The sequence below is a fragment of the Bradyrhizobium tropiciagri genome, assembly GCF_001189845.1.
GTDB classification, from domain to species: Bacteria; Pseudomonadota; Alphaproteobacteria; order Rhizobiales; family Xanthobacteraceae; genus Bradyrhizobium; species Bradyrhizobium tropiciagri.
Window position 1 is genome coordinate 66,595 of record NZ_LFLZ01000001.1, and the last position, 14,896, is coordinate 81,490.

General features: G+C 65.3%; 13 protein-coding genes, 1 tRNA gene and 2 pseudogenes. 13 read left to right on the plus strand and 3 right to left on the minus strand.

The features are described 5' to 3' along the window. Window positions 1-55: 55 nt before the first annotated feature. The 9 genes and pseudogenes from AKN84_RS00320 to ggt all read left to right on the plus strand — a co-directional run bounded on the left by AKN84_RS00320 (window position 56) and on the right by ggt (window position 9,210). On the plus strand, window positions 56-241 hold the full coding sequence (locus tag AKN84_RS00320; RefSeq protein WP_050418797.1) for a hypothetical protein: 186 nt from the start codon (window positions 56-58) through the stop codon (window positions 239-241). Between the two features lie 150 nt (window positions 242-391). Then, on the plus strand, window positions 392-1,348 hold the full coding sequence (locus AKN84_RS00325) for a catechol 2,3-dioxygenase (RefSeq protein ID WP_050418798.1): 957 nt from the start codon (window positions 392-394) through the stop codon (window positions 1,346-1,348). A gap of 158 nt (window positions 1,349-1,506) precedes the next feature. Then, window positions 1,507-1,977 carry a DUF1801 domain-containing protein gene (locus AKN84_RS00330; protein ID WP_050418799.1) on the plus strand — a complete coding sequence of 157 codons (471 nt, stop codon included), beginning with the start codon at window positions 1,507-1,509 and terminating at the stop codon, window positions 1,975-1,977. Between the two features lie 135 nt (window positions 1,978-2,112). Then, window positions 2,113-3,321: a cytochrome P450 family protein gene (locus AKN84_RS00335; protein ID WP_050418800.1), complete on the plus strand. Its 1,209-nt coding sequence runs from the start codon at window positions 2,113-2,115 to the stop codon at window positions 3,319-3,321. A 172-nt stretch (window positions 3,322-3,493) separates the two neighbouring features. Beyond that, window positions 3,494-4,770 (plus strand): annotated as a pseudogene (soxC, locus tag AKN84_RS00340) (sulfite dehydrogenase). Then, the gene (locus AKN84_RS00345) at window positions 4,757-5,302 is read left to right on the plus strand and encodes a c-type cytochrome (RefSeq protein WP_050418801.1); all 546 of its coding nucleotides are present in this window, start codon (window positions 4,757-4,759) and stop codon (window positions 5,300-5,302) included. Before soxC ends, AKN84_RS00345 begins: the two are co-directional and overlap by 14 nt. 136 nt (window positions 5,303-5,438) lie before the next feature. Continuing rightward, window positions 5,439-5,744: a BA14K family protein gene (locus tag AKN84_RS00350; protein ID WP_128970285.1), complete on the plus strand. Its 306-nt coding sequence runs from the start codon at window positions 5,439-5,441 to the stop codon at window positions 5,742-5,744. 147 nt (window positions 5,745-5,891) lie between these two features. Continuing rightward, window positions 5,892-7,391 carry an amino acid permease gene (locus AKN84_RS00355; RefSeq protein ID WP_050419057.1) on the plus strand — a complete coding sequence of 500 codons (1,500 nt, stop codon included), beginning with the start codon at window positions 5,892-5,894 and terminating at the stop codon, window positions 7,389-7,391. An 83-nt stretch (window positions 7,392-7,474) separates the two neighbouring features. After that, window positions 7,475-9,210 (plus strand): annotated as a pseudogene (gene ggt / locus AKN84_RS00360) (gamma-glutamyltransferase). A 48-nt stretch (window positions 9,211-9,258) separates the two neighbouring features. On the opposite strand, the gene AKN84_RS00365 reads toward ggt, so the two are convergent. Next, complete coding sequence (locus AKN84_RS00365; protein ID WP_244484865.1) at window positions 9,259-9,687, minus strand: hypothetical protein; 429 nt, start codon at window positions 9,685-9,687, stop codon at window positions 9,259-9,261. A gap of 474 nt (window positions 9,688-10,161) precedes the next feature. Here AKN84_RS00365 and AKN84_RS00370 point away from each other — a divergent pair, with 474 nt between their 5' ends. The 4 genes from AKN84_RS00370 to AKN84_RS00385 all read left to right on the plus strand — a co-directional run bounded on the left by AKN84_RS00370 (window position 10,162) and on the right by AKN84_RS00385 (window position 13,897). Continuing rightward, on the plus strand, window positions 10,162-12,657 hold the full coding sequence (locus AKN84_RS00370) for a penicillin-binding protein 1A (RefSeq protein WP_050418804.1): 2,496 nt from the start codon (window positions 10,162-10,164) through the stop codon (window positions 12,655-12,657). Between the two features lie 217 nt (window positions 12,658-12,874). Then, window positions 12,875-13,075, plus strand: coding sequence for a hypothetical protein (locus AKN84_RS00375; protein WP_050418805.1), 201 nt, complete (start codon window positions 12,875-12,877; stop codon window positions 13,073-13,075). Between the two features lie 170 nt (window positions 13,076-13,245). Next, a tRNA-Gln gene (locus tag AKN84_RS00380) sits at window positions 13,246-13,319 on the plus strand. Between the two features lie 170 nt (window positions 13,320-13,489). Continuing rightward, window positions 13,490-13,897, plus strand: coding sequence for a GNAT family N-acetyltransferase (locus AKN84_RS00385; protein ID WP_050418806.1), 408 nt, complete (start codon window positions 13,490-13,492; stop codon window positions 13,895-13,897). Here AKN84_RS00385 and AKN84_RS00390 read toward each other — a convergent pair. Next, window positions 13,894-14,250 (minus strand): hypothetical protein, encoded by a 357-nt coding sequence (locus tag AKN84_RS00390; protein ID WP_050418807.1) that lies wholly within the window; start codon window positions 14,248-14,250, stop codon window positions 13,894-13,896. The two genes, AKN84_RS00385 and AKN84_RS00390, sit on opposite strands and share 4 nt — an antisense overlap. Window positions 14,251-14,332: 82 nt before the next feature. Continuing rightward, window positions 14,333-14,851 carry an invasion associated locus B family protein gene (locus AKN84_RS00395; RefSeq protein WP_050419058.1) on the minus strand — a complete coding sequence of 173 codons (519 nt, stop codon included), beginning with the start codon at window positions 14,849-14,851 and terminating at the stop codon, window positions 14,333-14,335. Between the last annotated feature and the right edge of the window lie 45 nt (window positions 14,852-14,896).

Consider the following 14,896-nt stretch of genomic DNA (forward strand, 5'->3'; position numbering starts at 1 on the left):
GGAATGCCGCGCGGGCGCAGGCCATCTTGTTGATACGCAACAAGAGGGTCCCGCTATGTACTATCTCGTGAATGCGCTTCTCGTCCTCGCCATCGCGTTCTTCTTTTTCCTGCCGATGACCGATCGCCGTACGGCGCGGATGAAGCTGTGCATGGTGTGCGCGCTTGCCGTCGCGCTGACGGTGTCGGCGACCATGTCCCGGTCGCACGATGCGGTGCCGGTGATGGCGTCCAAGGGTTAGGCGCGGAGGCCGGTCTCAACCGCGGGCTGCGATTGCCGGTGCCAATAATTTGTTGACGGGACCTAATCCTTTGTACACTAGTACAAATCACGCCGGCACCGCTCGCCCGAGCGGAAAGACGTCGGTGGCGTCGTGCGAGGAGACCGCCCCATGCAGCCGGAACCGATCTTCGATCTCGCTCATCTCGGGCACATGGAGCTGCTGACGCCGAAGCCGGACGAGAGCCTGACGTTCTTCGTCGATGTGATGGGCATGACGGTCAGCGGCCGGCAGGGCGAGTCGGTCTATCTGCGCGGCTGGGACGACTATGAGCGTTACTCGCTGAAGCTGACCGCATCGAAGACCTCTGGCATGGAGCACATGGCGCTGCGGGCGCGCAGCGCGCAGGCGCTCGAGCGCCGCGTCGCCGCGCTGAAGGGCTCGGGCTTCGACATCGGCTGGATCGACGGCGACATGGGGCAGGGACCGGCATTCCGCTGCCGCGATCCCGACGGCCACGTCATCGAGCTCTACTACGAGACCGAATGGTACGAGGCGCCGGCCGGGCTGAAGCCTGCGTTGAAGAACCAGGCGCAGCGCTTTCCGGCCCGCGGCGTCAATGTCCGCCGGCTCGACCATCTCAACTGCCTCGCGGTCGACATCAAGGCCAATCGCCTGTTCTTCGAGAACTACCTGGGATGCCGCACCACCGAGCAGATCGTGCTCAACGACGGCACCGAAGCCGCGATGTGGATGACGATGTCGAACAAGAGCTACGACTTCGCCTACACGCGCGATCATTACGGCAAGCGCGGCCGGTTTCACCATGTCACCTACGCGCTGGATAGCCGCGAGGAGATCCTCCGGGCCGCCGATATCTTTCTCGAGCACGGGGTGCATATCGAGACCGGGCCGCACAAGCACGCGATCCAGCAGACTTTCTTCCTCTATGTCTATGAACCCGGCGGCAACCGCGTCGAGGTCGCCAATGCCGGAGCCCGCCTGATCCTGGCGCCGGACTGGAAGCCGATCGTGTGGACCGAGGAGGAACGCAAGAAGGGCCAGGCGTGGGGGTTGAAGACGATCGAGTCGTTCCACACCCACGGCACGCCGCCGGTGATCGACTAGGCGCCGGACCGCTCCCAAGAAGACCGATCGCGCGCGTCGATACGCCGCCACATACAGGCGCCGTCACTGACGACAACATCGGCGCATAACCATATGATCCGGTCGAGAGGGCGAACGCTGCGCAGCGCGCGGGACGTGAACCGGTGGAAACAGGCACAATGGTTGGCAAGACCTCCAAGAAGCCGGCGAAGAGTGCAAAGAAAGCGGCCGCGACGCGCCCGGCTGCAAAGCCGCGCCTGCTCGCGGGCGGCAACCCGCAGATCGCAAAGGGAGTTGGTGACGCGCCTGTGCAAGCCTATATCGCGGCGATGCCGGGGTGGAAAAGCGAGGTCGGACGCAGGCTCGACGCGCTCATCGTGCGGACCGTCCCCGGCGTGCACAAGGCGATGAAATGGAACTCGCCACTCTACGGCGTGGCAGGCGAAGGCTGGTTCCTCGGAATCCATGTCTTCACGCGCTACATCAAGGTGGCGTTCTTTCGCGGCACGTTGCTGCGTCCCGTGCCGCCGGGCGAGTCCAAGCAGCAGCATACGCGCTATCTCAACATTCACGAGAACGACGAGCTCGACGAAGCCCAGTTCACCGCTTGGGTGAAGCAAGCCAGCCGATTGCCCGGCGAACGGATGTGAGCCGTCACATGGAACGACCTGCGTGCAGAAGCCACGCTGTGCCGCTGGTTCCGTAGGGGCAAACGCGCCCGGCCTTGCATACACGGCATTTCGCACCATGTTCCGGACGCGCGAACGGCGGCATGAGGTGGCGCCATGGCATCGCAGCCGGATTTTTCCAGCGAAACATTCAACCGGGATCCTGCCGCCGGCATTGCGATGCTGCGTGCCCGCGGCGAGGTCGTCGAGGTCAGGTTTCCGATCGTCGGCCGGGTCTGGCTGACGACGACCTACGATGCCGCCTCGGTGATGCTGAAGGAGAGCGCGACCTTCACGTTGCGCAAGGAGGACGGTGAGGTCGCCGGCCTGCGCTGGTGGATGCCGAAGTCGGTCACCGCCGTCGCCAACAACATGCTGACGATGGACGAGCCGGATCACACGAGGCTGCGCAGCATCGTGGACGAGGCATTCCGCCGCCGCGCGGTGCTCGACATGGAGCCGCACATCCGCGGCATCGCCGATCGCCTCGCCGACGAATTGTTCGTCGCGGGAAGCCCAGCCGATCTGATCCAGCGCTATGCCCGCATCCTGCCGGTCTCGGTGATTTGCGAGCTGCTCGGCTTGCCGCCGGCCGACCGGCCGACATTCATCGCCTGGGCCAATGCGATGACGCAGCTACGAGGCCCGATCAGCTTCCTGCGCATGATGGGCTCGCTGTCGAAGATGCGAAAGTATCTCGCGCAGCAACTGCAGTTCGCACGCGAGCGAGGCGGCGAGGGGCTGATCGCGGAACTGGTGCAGGTCGAGAAGGAAGGCGGTCGCATCACACCGGACGAGATGGTGTCGATGGTGTTCCTGCTGCTCGGTGCCGGGTCGGAAACGACGACGCATCTGATCAGCGGATCGGTTTTCGAGTTGCTTAAGGACCCTGCGCGGCGTGACTGGCTGACAGCTGACTGGAGCCGCCTCGGCCTCGCGGTCGAGGAATTTCTGCGCTTCGTCTCGCCGGTGCAGTTCACCAAGCCGCGCTACGTCAGGCGCGACGTCGAATTCGGCGGCGTTCATCTGAAGAAGGGCGACCGGGTGATGGCGATGATCGCGGCCGCCAATATCGATCCGACGGCGCATGAGCATCCCGAACGAATGGATCTCGCACGCAAGCCGAACCGGCATATCTCGTTCGGGACCGGAATCCATTTCTGCCTCGGCCACCAACTGGCACGCATCGAGGCGGCATCTGCGCTGCAAGCGCTGTTCACGCGCTGGCCCGATCTCCGGCTCGCAGTGAAGCCCGAGCATATCCACTGGCGCGGCCGCCCCGGCATCCGCTCGATCGACAAATTGCCTGTCGTCGCGGGCAGTTGATGGCAGCTCTGCGCGCGGGATCATTGCCTCGCCTCGGTCGTTTGGTGTTAGGCTGCACCGGAGCACGATGAATCATCATCGCGCTTTGGGTTGTTGTCCGGGCATGATCTTTTCGGAAAATCGCTTCGCACTCTTCCCGATCATGCTCTGGTAACGTCAGAGGAAAACGTCGATGAGCGAACACACGACGGACAAGCGCGTGCGAGATGCGTCTCGCAGGCGGTTTCTTCAGGCGGGTGCGGCATTGGCCGGAGGCTCTGCGATAGCGGGAGTTACCGGTTCTCCTGCGCTTGCCGAACAGGGGAATAATCTTCCGCCCAACGTGCCGGAATGGATGAAAGCGCCCGGCGATCCGATGGGAAGCCAGCCCTATGGCACGCCATCGGTTCACGAGAAGGGCGTCGTCAAGAACATCTCGAAGACGCTGCCGCAATATATCTCGCGTCGGGCCGCACGCCGTTGCAGGAGCTCGACGGCATCATCACGCCGAACGGCCTGTTCTATGAACGCCACCATGGCGGCGTGCCGACCATCGATCCGGCCGAGCACCGGCTGATGCTGCACGGCATGGTCGATCGCCCGCTGGTGCTCACGATGGAGGACATCCGCCGCTTTCCGTCGCAATCGCGCATCCACTTCCTGGAGTGCTCCGGCAATCCGGTCTACACCAAGCCCTACGGCAAGACGGCTTCCGACCTCGTCGGCCTCCTGAGCTGCGCCGAATGGACCGGCGTGCCGCTGAAGACGGTGCTCGACGAAGCCGGCCTGCAGGCCGGCGCCAAATGGGTCGTCGCCGAAGGCGGCGATGCCGCCGCGCTGACGCGCTCGATCCCGATCGAGAAGTGCCTCGACGACGCCATGCTGGTCTACAGCCAGAACGGCGAGCGGCTGCGTCCGCAACAGGGCTATCCGCTGCGCCTGTTGCTGCCCGGCTTCGAGGGCAACATGAATGTGAAGTGGCTCCGCCGGCTCAAGGTCACCGCCGAGCCGGCCTATTCGCGCGAGGAGACTTCGAAATACACCGACCCGATGCCGGACGGCACGTCGCGCGAATTCACCTTCTACATGGAAGCCAAGTCGATCATCACGCGGCCGTCCGGCGGGCAGAAGCTGACCACGCACGGCTTCCACGAGATCACCGGGATCGCCTGGAGCGGCCACGGCAAGATCAAGAGCGTCGAGATCTCGCTCGACGAGGGCAAGAGCTGGCAGCAGGCGGAGCTTCAGGAGCCGGTGCTGACGCGCGCGCTCACGCGCTTCCGTCTGCCCTGGCACTGGGACGGCACGCCCGCAGTGATCCAGAGCCGCGCCATCGACGAGACCGGCTACACGCAGCCGACGCTGGCGGAATTGGTCAAGGTGCGTGGTCTCAACTCGTTCTACCACAACAACGCGATCTGGCCCTGGCGCATCGATGCGAATGGCGAGGTGACCAATGCCCAGGCGTAACCTCAAGGCAGCGTTTCTTGTGGGGGCGATCGCGATGCTCGCGGCTGCTGCGCAGGCCGACGATCGCTATGGCATCGGGCGTCCGGCAACGCCCGCCGAGATCGCGGGCTGGAACATCGATATCGGCCGCGATGGCTCCAACCTGCCGCCGGGCAGCGGTAGTGTCGAGCGCGGCCGCACCGTGTTCGCCGAACAGTGCTCGGCGTGCCATGGCGACAACGGGCAGGGCGGCGTCGGCGACCGCCTGGTCGGCGGACAGGGCACGCTGGCCAGCCCAAAACCGATCCGCACCGTCGGCAGCTACTGGCCCTATGCCTCGACCCTGTTCGATTACATCCGCCGCGCGATGCCGCAGAACGCGCCGCAGTCGCTGAGCAATGAGGACGTCTACGCGGTGTCCGCCTACATCCTCAGCCTCAACGGCGTCGTCCCCGCCAATGCCGTGCTCGACGCCAAGTCGCTCGCCGCGGTCAAGATGCCGAACCGCGACGGGTTCGTTTCCGACCCGCGGCCCGACGTGCATAACCACTGAGTGGCGAGCCACAGCCGGCCGGCTCGCGGCATCGTGACGCCGTGGCCCCGTGCGCTGAAGATTGCCGTCCCCATATCCGTTAGGGGCGGCTCGGCCGGCCTTCGACAGGTTTCCATTGATCGACAGGAGTGGTCGTATGTCCGGATTGAGGGCGGTTGCAACCGCCATCGTGCTTGCAGGGATGACGTTTTCTCCGGTCGTTGCCCAGATTTCGGAGCCGGCGCTGTTTGACGCGCAAAATCCCGGGCGCAGCGCAATCAACGGCGGCGCCCTGACGCCATGGGGTGAGGCTCAGGCGGCGGGGCAACGCAGCGGCAACCCGGAGAACGCCTACGGCGCCATACCGCCGGCGCCGTCCTCGTCCTGTGCTCGCTACCGCTCGTTCGATCCGGCGTCCGGCACTTTCCTTGGCCGCGACGGCCGCCGCCATCCCTGCCAGTAGGGCCCGCCACGCCGCTTGGCGGTGGATAAGCGCTCCGGCTATCGCGCGGCGTGCGAACGCCCGCGCGTCGAGCGCGTTATAGTTCGCCGATCGTGGCGGGTCCCGCTGGACCCGAGCGGCGGAGGGCCATTTGGCGTGACCGACATCCTGGCCAGTTTCTGGGATCGAAAATCGACCTCCGAACTGTTGCGGGAGGCGGCGCGCGCCGACGGCGACGCGGAGACGCCGGTCTTCAAACGCTCGCTCTCGGCGCTGCAACTGGTCACGCTCGGCATCGGCGGCATCATCGGCGCCGGCATCTTCGTGCTGACAGGACACGCGGCCGCCGCCAATGCCGGCCCCGCCGTCACGCTCTCCTTCATGCTCGGCGCGGTCGCCTGCGCCTTCGCCGGCCTGTGCTACGCCGAGATGGCATCCACCGTGCCGATCTGCGGCAGCGCCTACACTTACGCATATGCCACGCTCGGCGAATTGATCGCCTGGATCATCGGCTGGGACCTGATCCTCGAATATGCCGTCGGTGCGATCGCGGTCTCGGTCGGATGGTCCGGCTATTTCGTCAGCTTCATGCGCGATTTCGGCATCAACCTGCCGCAGCAATTCACCTCGGCGCCGCTCGCCTACGACGTCAACACCGGGGCGTGGTCTTCGACCGGCGCGGTCATCAACATCCCGGCGATGGCGATCATCGCTTTCGTCACCACGCTGCTCGTGGTCGGCATTCGCGAGTCCGCGCGCTTCACCGGCTTCGTCGTCGTGGTGAAGCTCGTCGTCATCGCATTGTTTCTCGCCACCGCAGCCTCCTCGGTCTCGCTGGCGAACTGGGTGACGGCGGGCAATCCGGAGGGCGCGCTGATCCCGCCGAATGCCGGTCCCGGTGCGTTCGGCTGGTCCGGCGTGGTCCGCGGCGCGGCGGTGGTGTTCTTCGCCTATATCGGCTTCGATGCGATCTCGACCGCAGCGCAGGAAGCGAAGACGCCGGAGCGGGACATGCCGATCGGCATTCTCGGCTCGCTCGTGATCTGCGCCGCGCTCTATGTCGCGGTCGGCTTCGTGCTGACCGGCATCGTGCCGTACGACAAGCTCAGCGTGCCGGATCCGATCGCCGTCGGCATCGATGCGGTCGGCATCGGCTGGCTCGGTCCCTTCATCAAGCTCGGCATCCTGTTCGGGCTGACATCGGTGATCCTCATCATGCTGCTGGCGCAGCCGCGGATCTTCCGCACCATGGCGCATGACGGCCTGCTGCCGGGCTTTGCCGCCAAGATCCATCCGCGCTTTCAGACCCCCCATGTCTCGACCATCTTCGCCGGCACCGTCGCCGCCATTCTCGGCGGGCTGCTGCCGATCGGGCTGGTCGGCGAGCTCGTCTCGATCGGCACGCTGTTCGCATTCACCGTAGTCTCGATCGGAACGCTGGTGCTGCGCATCCGCGATCCGCAATTGCCGCGCCCGTTCAAGGCTCCGGCAATCTGGCTGGTGGCCCCGGCTGCCGCCGGAACCTCGCTATTCCTGATGTTCGGCCTGCCGCTAGACACCTGGATCAGGCTCGCGGTGTGGCTCGTGATCGGGCTGGTGATCTATGCGGCCTATGGCAGACGCCACAGCCGGCTGCGGGCGGGCGGTGAGAGGGTCGCGGGCCTATAGTGCGCACGCGAGCGGCCTGCTAGGTTTGCGCGCTAAGATCGCATCAGAGCCGCGACAGTCGGCGTAAGTCCCGGGAGGCTTCCATGCAAAATTCAACGGTGCGCGCGCGGTGGATCGTGGCCGCGATCATTTCGATCGGCATCGCGTCGGCTGCTCTCGTGCGCGCCGCATCGGTTGCGCCGGTCGCCGCCGAGAACGGCATGGTGGTCTCCGCGCAGCATCTCGCGACGCAGGTCGGCATCGAGGTGTTGAAGCGCGGCGGCAACGCGATCGATGCGGCGGTTGCCGTCGGTTACGCGCTTGCGGTGGTCTATCCCGCCGCCGGCAATCTCGGTGGCGGCGGCTTCATGACCATCCAGCTTGCCGACGGCCGCAAGACCTTCCTGGATTTCCGCGAAACTGCACCGAAGGGTGCCACCGCCAACATGTATCTCGACAAGGACGGCGGCGTCATTGCCGGCCTGTCGACCAAGGGGCATCTCGCCGTCGGCGTGCCGGGCTCGGTGGCCGGCATGGAATATGCGCGCGAGAAGTACGGCACGTTGAAGCGCGCGGATGTGATCGCGCCGGCGCTGCAACTCGCCGAGGACGGCTTCCTGCTGGACCAGGGCGACATCAGCATGTTCCAGACTGCGACCAAGGATTTTCAGGACGATCCGGCCTCGGCCGCGATCTTCCTCAACAACGGTAAGCCGTTCCAGGTCGCGAGCGGCTGATGCAGCACGAGCTCGCCGAGACGCTGCGCGAGATCAGCAAGCGCGGCACCGATGGTTTCTACAAGGGGTGGGTGGGGGCGGCCATCGTCGCCTCGAGCCAGGCCGGCAAGGGCCTGCTCACCCAGGAGGACCTCGACAATTACAAAGTCCGTGAGCTCGCGCCGGTCGAATGCGACTATCGCGGCTATCACGTGGTCTCGGCGCCGCCGCCAAGCTCCGGTGGCGTTGTGATCTGCGAGGTGCTGAACATCCTCGAGGGCTACCCGCTGAAGGAGCTCGGCTACCATTCCGCGCAGGCGGTGCACTACCAGATCGAGGCGATGCGCCATGCCTATGTCGATCGCAACAGCTATCTCGGCGACCCCGACTTCGTGAAGAACCCGCTCGAGCGCCTGCTCGACAAGAATTACGCCGCGAAGATCCGCGCCGCGATCGACCCGGCCAAGGCCGGCGTGTCCAAGGACATCAAGCCCGGCGTGCCGCCGCACGAAGGCAGCAACACCACGCATTATTCGATCGCCGACAAGGACGGCAACGCGGTGTCGGTCACCTACACGCTCAACGATTGGTTCGGCGCCAAGGTGACCGCGGCCAAGACCGGCGTGCTCCTGAACGACGAGATGGACGACTTCACCGCCAAGGTCGGCGTGCCGAATCTGTATGGCCTGGTGCAGGGCGAAGCCAATGCGATCGTCCCGGGCAAGCGCCCGCTGTCCTCGATGAGCCCGACCATCGTCACCAAGGACGGCAAGCCGGTCATGGTGGTGGGCACGCCCGGCGGCAGCCGCATCATCACGGCCGTGCTGCTGACGATGATCAACGCCATCGACTACGGCATGAACGCGCAGGAGGCCATCGACATGCCGCGCTTCCACCAGCAATGGCTTCCGGAGGCCACCAATCTCGAGGATTACACGCTGTCGCCGGATACGCGGAAGATGCTGGAAGGGATGGGCCACAAATTCGGCCCGCCGCAGCCGGCCAACCACCTCGCGGTGATCGTCGTCGGCGCGCCATCGCTAGGCGGCGAGCCGGTCGGCAACAACCGCTTCTACGGCGCAAACGACCCGCGCCGCAATTCAGGGCTGGCGGCCGGCTACTGATCGCGCGGCGGCGGCCGGGCAGGGCGCGCCGCCCCGGTCGATCTTGCCTCAGGCGACGGCGCTCGATCTGCCGTCGTCGTGCCCGCCGGTCAGCAGCAAGCGCCGGCGGATCGCGTCCTCGATCAGAGCCAGCGATTGCCTGGCTTCGCGTGCCTCGGCTTCGGCGGCCTGGGCGCGGAATTCGGCGGCATCGAGCTGCTCCTGCTGGGACTCGATACGCCGTCGGGCCTCCTCAAGTGCCCGGGACGCGTCCCTCAGCTTGCGCTCGGTGGCGGCGATGATTTCGAGCTGCGCCTGTTCGGCGGCCTCGGCGCGGGCCTCGCCGGCGCGGGCCCTGTCCTCGATGCTGCGGAACAGATCCGCCGCCTGATAAACGAGGTCCAAGGCCTCGGTGCCCATCGCCGATGTGGGTGGTTTCGGAAATCCAACGATATTCGGGTCGACGGCAAACGGCCGTTTAAATCCGCGCAGTGCCATGCAAGTCAGCCCCTCGCGAGTCGCGTGTATCCCAACAACTTGGGGTAGTTATAGTTAATGGGGCGTTAATCGGGTGGGCCGGCCGGCACTGTCCACCGGTTTCTGATACCGCAATCCCCGTAGCGGCAGCCGGGTAGTGGAAGCGGTGGGCTGGACCTGCGCTTTTCTTTCGCGGCGGGCTCACCGCGCAAGCGCCGCGATTGCAGGCTGGAGCACCGCTCGGCGATGGCGCGGGCGAATCGAGGGACGGAGGCTTGAGGGCCGATGCCGTCCTGCGGAGCATCCCCGGGGTCGGGGACAGCTGATTTGGCTGCGCGCGCGACCCGGGCTCTATGGCATAAGTTTGACGTCTGATCCGCTTTAATTCTCCCGTGTTGAATTGCAGGTCCATGGTGCGACCGATATACCGGGCGGCCTAAGTGGCACGCAGCGCACTCAGAACGAGCGACGTATTCGCCACGGAAAATCTGGTCGATGAAATTTCTGTTGCGGTTCTTCGGGTTCCTGTTCACCGCAGGAACCATCCTGTTCCTGGCCGGTCTGGCCGCGGTCGCAGGACTGTTCTGGCATTTTTCCAAGGACCTGCCCGACTATTCGCAGCTCCAGAACTACGAGCCGCCGGTGATGACCCGCGTGCACGCGGCGGATGGATCGCTGCTCGGCGAGTTCGCCAAGGAGCGGCGGCTCTATCTGCCGATCCAGGCCGTGCCGAAGCTCGTGATCAACGCCTTCCTCGCGGCCGAGGACAAGAATTTCTACGAGCACGGCGGCGTCGACTACACCGGCATGGCGCGCGCCGGCGTCGCCTACATCCAGAACTTCGGTTCCAACCGCCGTCCGCAGGGTGCCTCGACGATCACCCAGCAGGTCGCCAAGAACTTCCTTCTGACCAACGAGGTGTCGTTCACCCGCAAGATCAAGGAAGCCCTGCTGGCGATGCGAATCGAGCGGACCTATTCCAAGGACAAGATCCTCGAGCTCTATCTCAACGAAATCTATCTCGGCCTCGGCGCCTACGGCATCGCGGCGGCGTCGCTGGTCTATTTCGACAAGTCCGTCAATGAACTGACCGTTGCCGAGGCGGCCTACCTGGCCGCGCTGCCGAAAATGCCGGCCAGCCTGCATCCGGTGCGCAACCATGCGCGCGCCGTCGAGCGCCGCAACTATGTGATCGACCGCCTGCAGGAGAACGGCTGGATCACTGCTGCCGACGCCGACAAAGCGCGCAAGGACCCGCTGGCCGTCACCAACCGCAGCAACGGCGCTCACACCTTCGCCGGCGAATATTTCTCGGAAGAAGTCCGCCGCGACATCTTCGAGCGCTATGGCGAGAAGAAGCTCTACGAGGGCGGCCTGTCGGTGCGCACCACGCTGGATCCCAAGATCCAGGTGATGGCGCGCAAGAGCATGGTGGCGGGGCTCGTGAACTATGACGAGCAGCAGGGCTATCGCGGCGCAATCCAGAAGCTCGACCTCACCAGTGACTGGGGTGTGCCGCTCGCCGAGATCAAGTCGCTCTCGGACATCTCGCCGTGGCGGATGGCGGTGGTGCTGGAGAGCAACGACCAGTCGGCGCGGATCGGCTTCCAGCCCGGCCGCGAACTCGGCGGCGCCATCAGCAAGCAGCGCGAGACCGGCATCGTCACGCTGGAAGGCGTGCGATGGGCGCGGGCACTGTCCGGCCCGTACAAGGGCAAGACGCCGACATCGGTGGCGCAGGTGCTGCAGCCCGGCGACGTGATCTATGCCGATCCGCTGTTCACCAAGGACGGCAAGGCTGTCGAAGGCCAGTACCGGCTGCGCCAGGTTCCCGAATTGTCGGGCGCGATGGTGGCGATGGATCCGCACACCGGCCGTGTGCTGGCGATGGTCGGCGGCTTCTCGTTCGACCAGAGCCAGTTCAACCGCGCGACGCAGGCCTACCGGCAGCCCGGCTCGACCTTCAAGCCGATCGTCTATTCGACGGCGCTCGACAACGGCTACACCGGGTCGAGCGTGCTGATGGACGCGCCGATCGAGATCGATCAGGGGCAGGGCAACATCTGGCGCCCGGAAAACTTCGATGCCGGCAAGTATATGGGACCGATGACCCTGCGTAACGCGCTGCGGCTATCGCGCAACACGGTGACCGTGCGGCTCGCGCAGGAGATCGGCATGCCGCTGATCAGCGAATACGCCAAGCGCTATGGTGTCTATGACGAGCTGCCGAACTATCTCGCCTATTCGCTCGGCGCCGGCGAGACCACGGTGATGCGGATGGCCACGGCCTATTCGATGATCGCCAATGGCGGCGTCCGCGTGAAGCCGACCCTGATCGACCGCATCCAGGATCGCTACGGCCACACCATCTTCAGGCACGACCAGCGCGAATGCCGCGGCTGCGACGCGCCGGAAGGCTGGAAGAACCAGCCCGAGCCGCAACTCGTCGACCGACGCGAACGGGTGCTCGACGCGATGACCGCCTACCAGATCACCTCGCTGATGGAAGGCGTGATTCAGGCCGGTACCGGCACCGCGCTGAAGGACGTCGGCAAGCCGCTCGCCGGCAAGACCGGCACCTCGAATGAGGCCAAGGACCTCTGGTTCGTCGGCTTCTCGCCGGACCTCGTGGTCGGCCTCTATGTCGGCTACGACAAGCCGCGTTCGCTCGGCCGCAACGCGCAGGCCGGCCATACCGCCGCGCCGATCGCGCGCGACTTCCTGAAGCTCGCGCTCGCCGACAAGCCCGCCACTCCGTTCAAGCAGCCGGTCGGCATCCGGCTGGTCCTGGTCGATGCCAAGTCCGGCCTGCGTGCCACGCCCGGTCAGAACCGGGGCGTGGTGCTCGAAGCCTTCAAGCCGGGCCAGGCGCCGCCGTATTATGATCCGACGCTGGTCGCCGGCACCGACGTGATCGACGGGACCCAGCAGGCGATCCCGCCGGACGCCGATCGCGCCGTGATGCGGTCAGGGACCGGCGGGCTGTACTGACGCCTGGCCGGCAGGGAATCCGCCAACTGCCTTCTGTTCAGTCTCTTGCACCGCCGTGGCAACGCGGCGGTGCGGCGCTTTGTCAGGGCGCGCCATGCCGCCGAAGTTGAACGTGCCGCCCGCGGCGCCGACTCAACATTGAGCCCTCGGAGAAGCAGGAAACGCGGCGTTCACGTTGCGTCGAAGGCATCGGGCGCGTGTTAGGCCGCGAATCGCAATGATCAAGGCGCTGGTTGCTGTAGTTCGGGTGATTTGGACCGTTGTCGTGGTTGGCGCGGCAACCCTGATGGGCGCGGTCCTTGGATGGGGGTGGCACGGCTGGATTGGTGCCATCGCGCTCGGGACCGTCGGATTTGGCCTTGGAGCCCTGCTTGCAGCCAATCCTGAGCTGCTCCTTGGAGCACTCGCCGAAATGTAACGGCCGACGGGCCGGCAACTTTCACGCCAAATCAGCGCCATCAATGCTTGCCAAGCGTGGGACCAAGCGAGTAGAAGATCGCTCTCGCGCGGGCGCTGATTTGGCAGGTGAACCCGCTGCACCGAGATGTCCAGTCATCCAGCTAAGCTGTTGATACCACGGACAATTCTTGGGGAATGGTGTAACGGTAGCACAACAGACTCTGACTCTGTTTGTCTTGGTTCGAATCCAGGTTCCCCAGCCAATCTGCCTTGGTGGCGAAGCCATCCTCCAAAATTCAGATGATTGCCTGTTGCAGCTTGCTCCGGAGGGACGGGCATGGCCGCGACACGGCATCGAGGGTGGAATAGCGCGGCGTATTCCACCATGGTCTCGCGCGCATGATGCGGCCTGTTGCGACAGAGGTTTAAGGTGATGGACGAGATTGTATATGCCCGCGAAGCGTCGATCGGCGTCGACGAGTTCATCGAGGTGCTGCGCCAGTCGGGGCTCGGCGAGCGGCGTCCGCTGGCGGATACCGAGCGGATGGCGCGCATGATCGCCAATGCCAACCTGATCGTGACGGCGCGCAAGGCGCACCGGCTCGTCGGCGTCTCGCGCGCGCTGACCGATTTCGCCTATTGCTGCTATCTGTCAGACCTTGCGGTCGATCGAGCGTATCAGGGGCACGGCATCGGCAAGCGCCTGATCGCGGAAACGCGGCGCCACGCCGGACCTGAATCGATGTGTTTGTTGCTGTCGGCGCCGGACTCGATGAGCTTCTACAAGACGATCGGCATGCCGCAGGCCGACAACGCGTTCCTCTACAAGCGGGAGTGCTAGCGAGCCGCGCCTTGCTGCTGGCCGGCAGGCGGGCGCAGCGGCTCGAGCGCGGGCACCGGCTCGTCGGCACGCTCGCGCGTCGTGCGAATGCGCTTTGCGTCGGTGGTGGTGGGTTGGCGCGTCGTGCGAACGTGCTTCACGTCGCTGTCGGGCAGCGCCTTGCCGATATACGGGGTCGATGGCGATCCGCGGTCGGTTTGTTCGTTGCGCGGCCGCACCTTCACGTCGTGCACCTTAGGCTGGCCCGTCGATGCCGCAGGCGGCGGCAGCGGCTCTGCGACGGAGGGCGTGCCTGATATCGCAAACAGGATTGCGATCAGCCGAAGGCGATTGTGACCCGATCTGCGCATCATGCTCTACCGTCGCTGCCGCTGTTTGCAGCTGTCGCCGCAGACTAGACCAGCCTGCGCGGGTCAGGAAGTGGCTCGCGCGGCGCTACTTGATCTTGTCGTACACCGTCGCGAAGTCGCCGAGCGGCATCGGGATGCTGATGGTTTCCTTGCCGAGATTCTGGAACGACACCTTGAGCTGCTTGCCCGATTTCAGCTGGGTCAGGACATCGGGCGCGATCGGCGCGTTGATGTAGCAGCCGCGCGCCTCGCAGGTCTGGATCGGCACGTCGACCGCCTTGCCTTCGTCGACCTGCAGCTTGGCGCCCACGGGCAGGTTCAGGCCAAGCGGAAGCTGGATCAGCGCAACCGGCGTGCGGGTGTCGCCGGGAACGCGGATGTTGACCAGCACGATGAGCTGGCCGGTCTTGGTGAGAACAGCAGTTTGCTCCATGGCGCATTCGAGCGGCGCGTCGCGGCTCGCGCTGGTGCAGCGCGCGACCCAGCCGGTATTGTTGCCGGATGCATCACCTTGAGGCGCGGCGGGAGCAGCTGCCGGAACCGGTGCAGGCGTCGTCTTGCCCTTCGGCGTCTGGGCTTGGCCAAGGCCGGCTGCGCCGAACACGGTGAACAGGACGAAAAGCGACTTTGCGACAATCCTCACGATACC

Bases quoted from the DNA above. Each gene is read 5' to 3' on its own strand.
- AKN84_RS00385 (WP_050418806.1), top strand. From the start codon at position 13,490: ATGGACGAGATTGTATATGCCCGCGAAGCGTCGATCGGCGTCGACGAG.
- AKN84_RS00345 (WP_050418801.1), top strand. From the start codon at position 4,757: ATGCCCAGGCGTAACCTCAAGGCAGCGTTTCTTGTGGGGGCGATCGCG.
- AKN84_RS00375 (WP_050418805.1), top strand. From the start codon at position 12,875: ATGATCAAGGCGCTGGTTGCTGTAGTTCGGGTGATTTGGACCGTTGTC.
- AKN84_RS00325 (WP_050418798.1), top strand. From the start codon at position 392: ATGCAGCCGGAACCGATCTTCGATCTCGCTCATCTCGGGCACATGGAG.
- AKN84_RS00330 (WP_050418799.1), top strand. From the start codon at position 1,507: ATGGTTGGCAAGACCTCCAAGAAGCCGGCGAAGAGTGCAAAGAAAGCG.
- AKN84_RS00365 (WP_244484865.1), bottom strand. From the start codon at position 9,687: ATGGCACTGCGCGGATTTAAACGGCCGTTTGCCGTCGACCCGAATATC.
- AKN84_RS00350 (WP_128970285.1), top strand. From the start codon at position 5,439: ATGTCCGGATTGAGGGCGGTTGCAACCGCCATCGTGCTTGCAGGGATG.
- AKN84_RS00320 (WP_050418797.1), top strand. From the start codon at position 56: ATGTACTATCTCGTGAATGCGCTTCTCGTCCTCGCCATCGCGTTCTTC.
- AKN84_RS00390 (WP_050418807.1), bottom strand. From the start codon at position 14,250: ATGATGCGCAGATCGGGTCACAATCGCCTTCGGCTGATCGCAATCCTG.
- AKN84_RS00370 (WP_050418804.1), top strand. From the start codon at position 10,162: ATGAAATTTCTGTTGCGGTTCTTCGGGTTCCTGTTCACCGCAGGAACC.
- AKN84_RS00335 (WP_050418800.1), top strand. From the start codon at position 2,113: ATGGCATCGCAGCCGGATTTTTCCAGCGAAACATTCAACCGGGATCCT.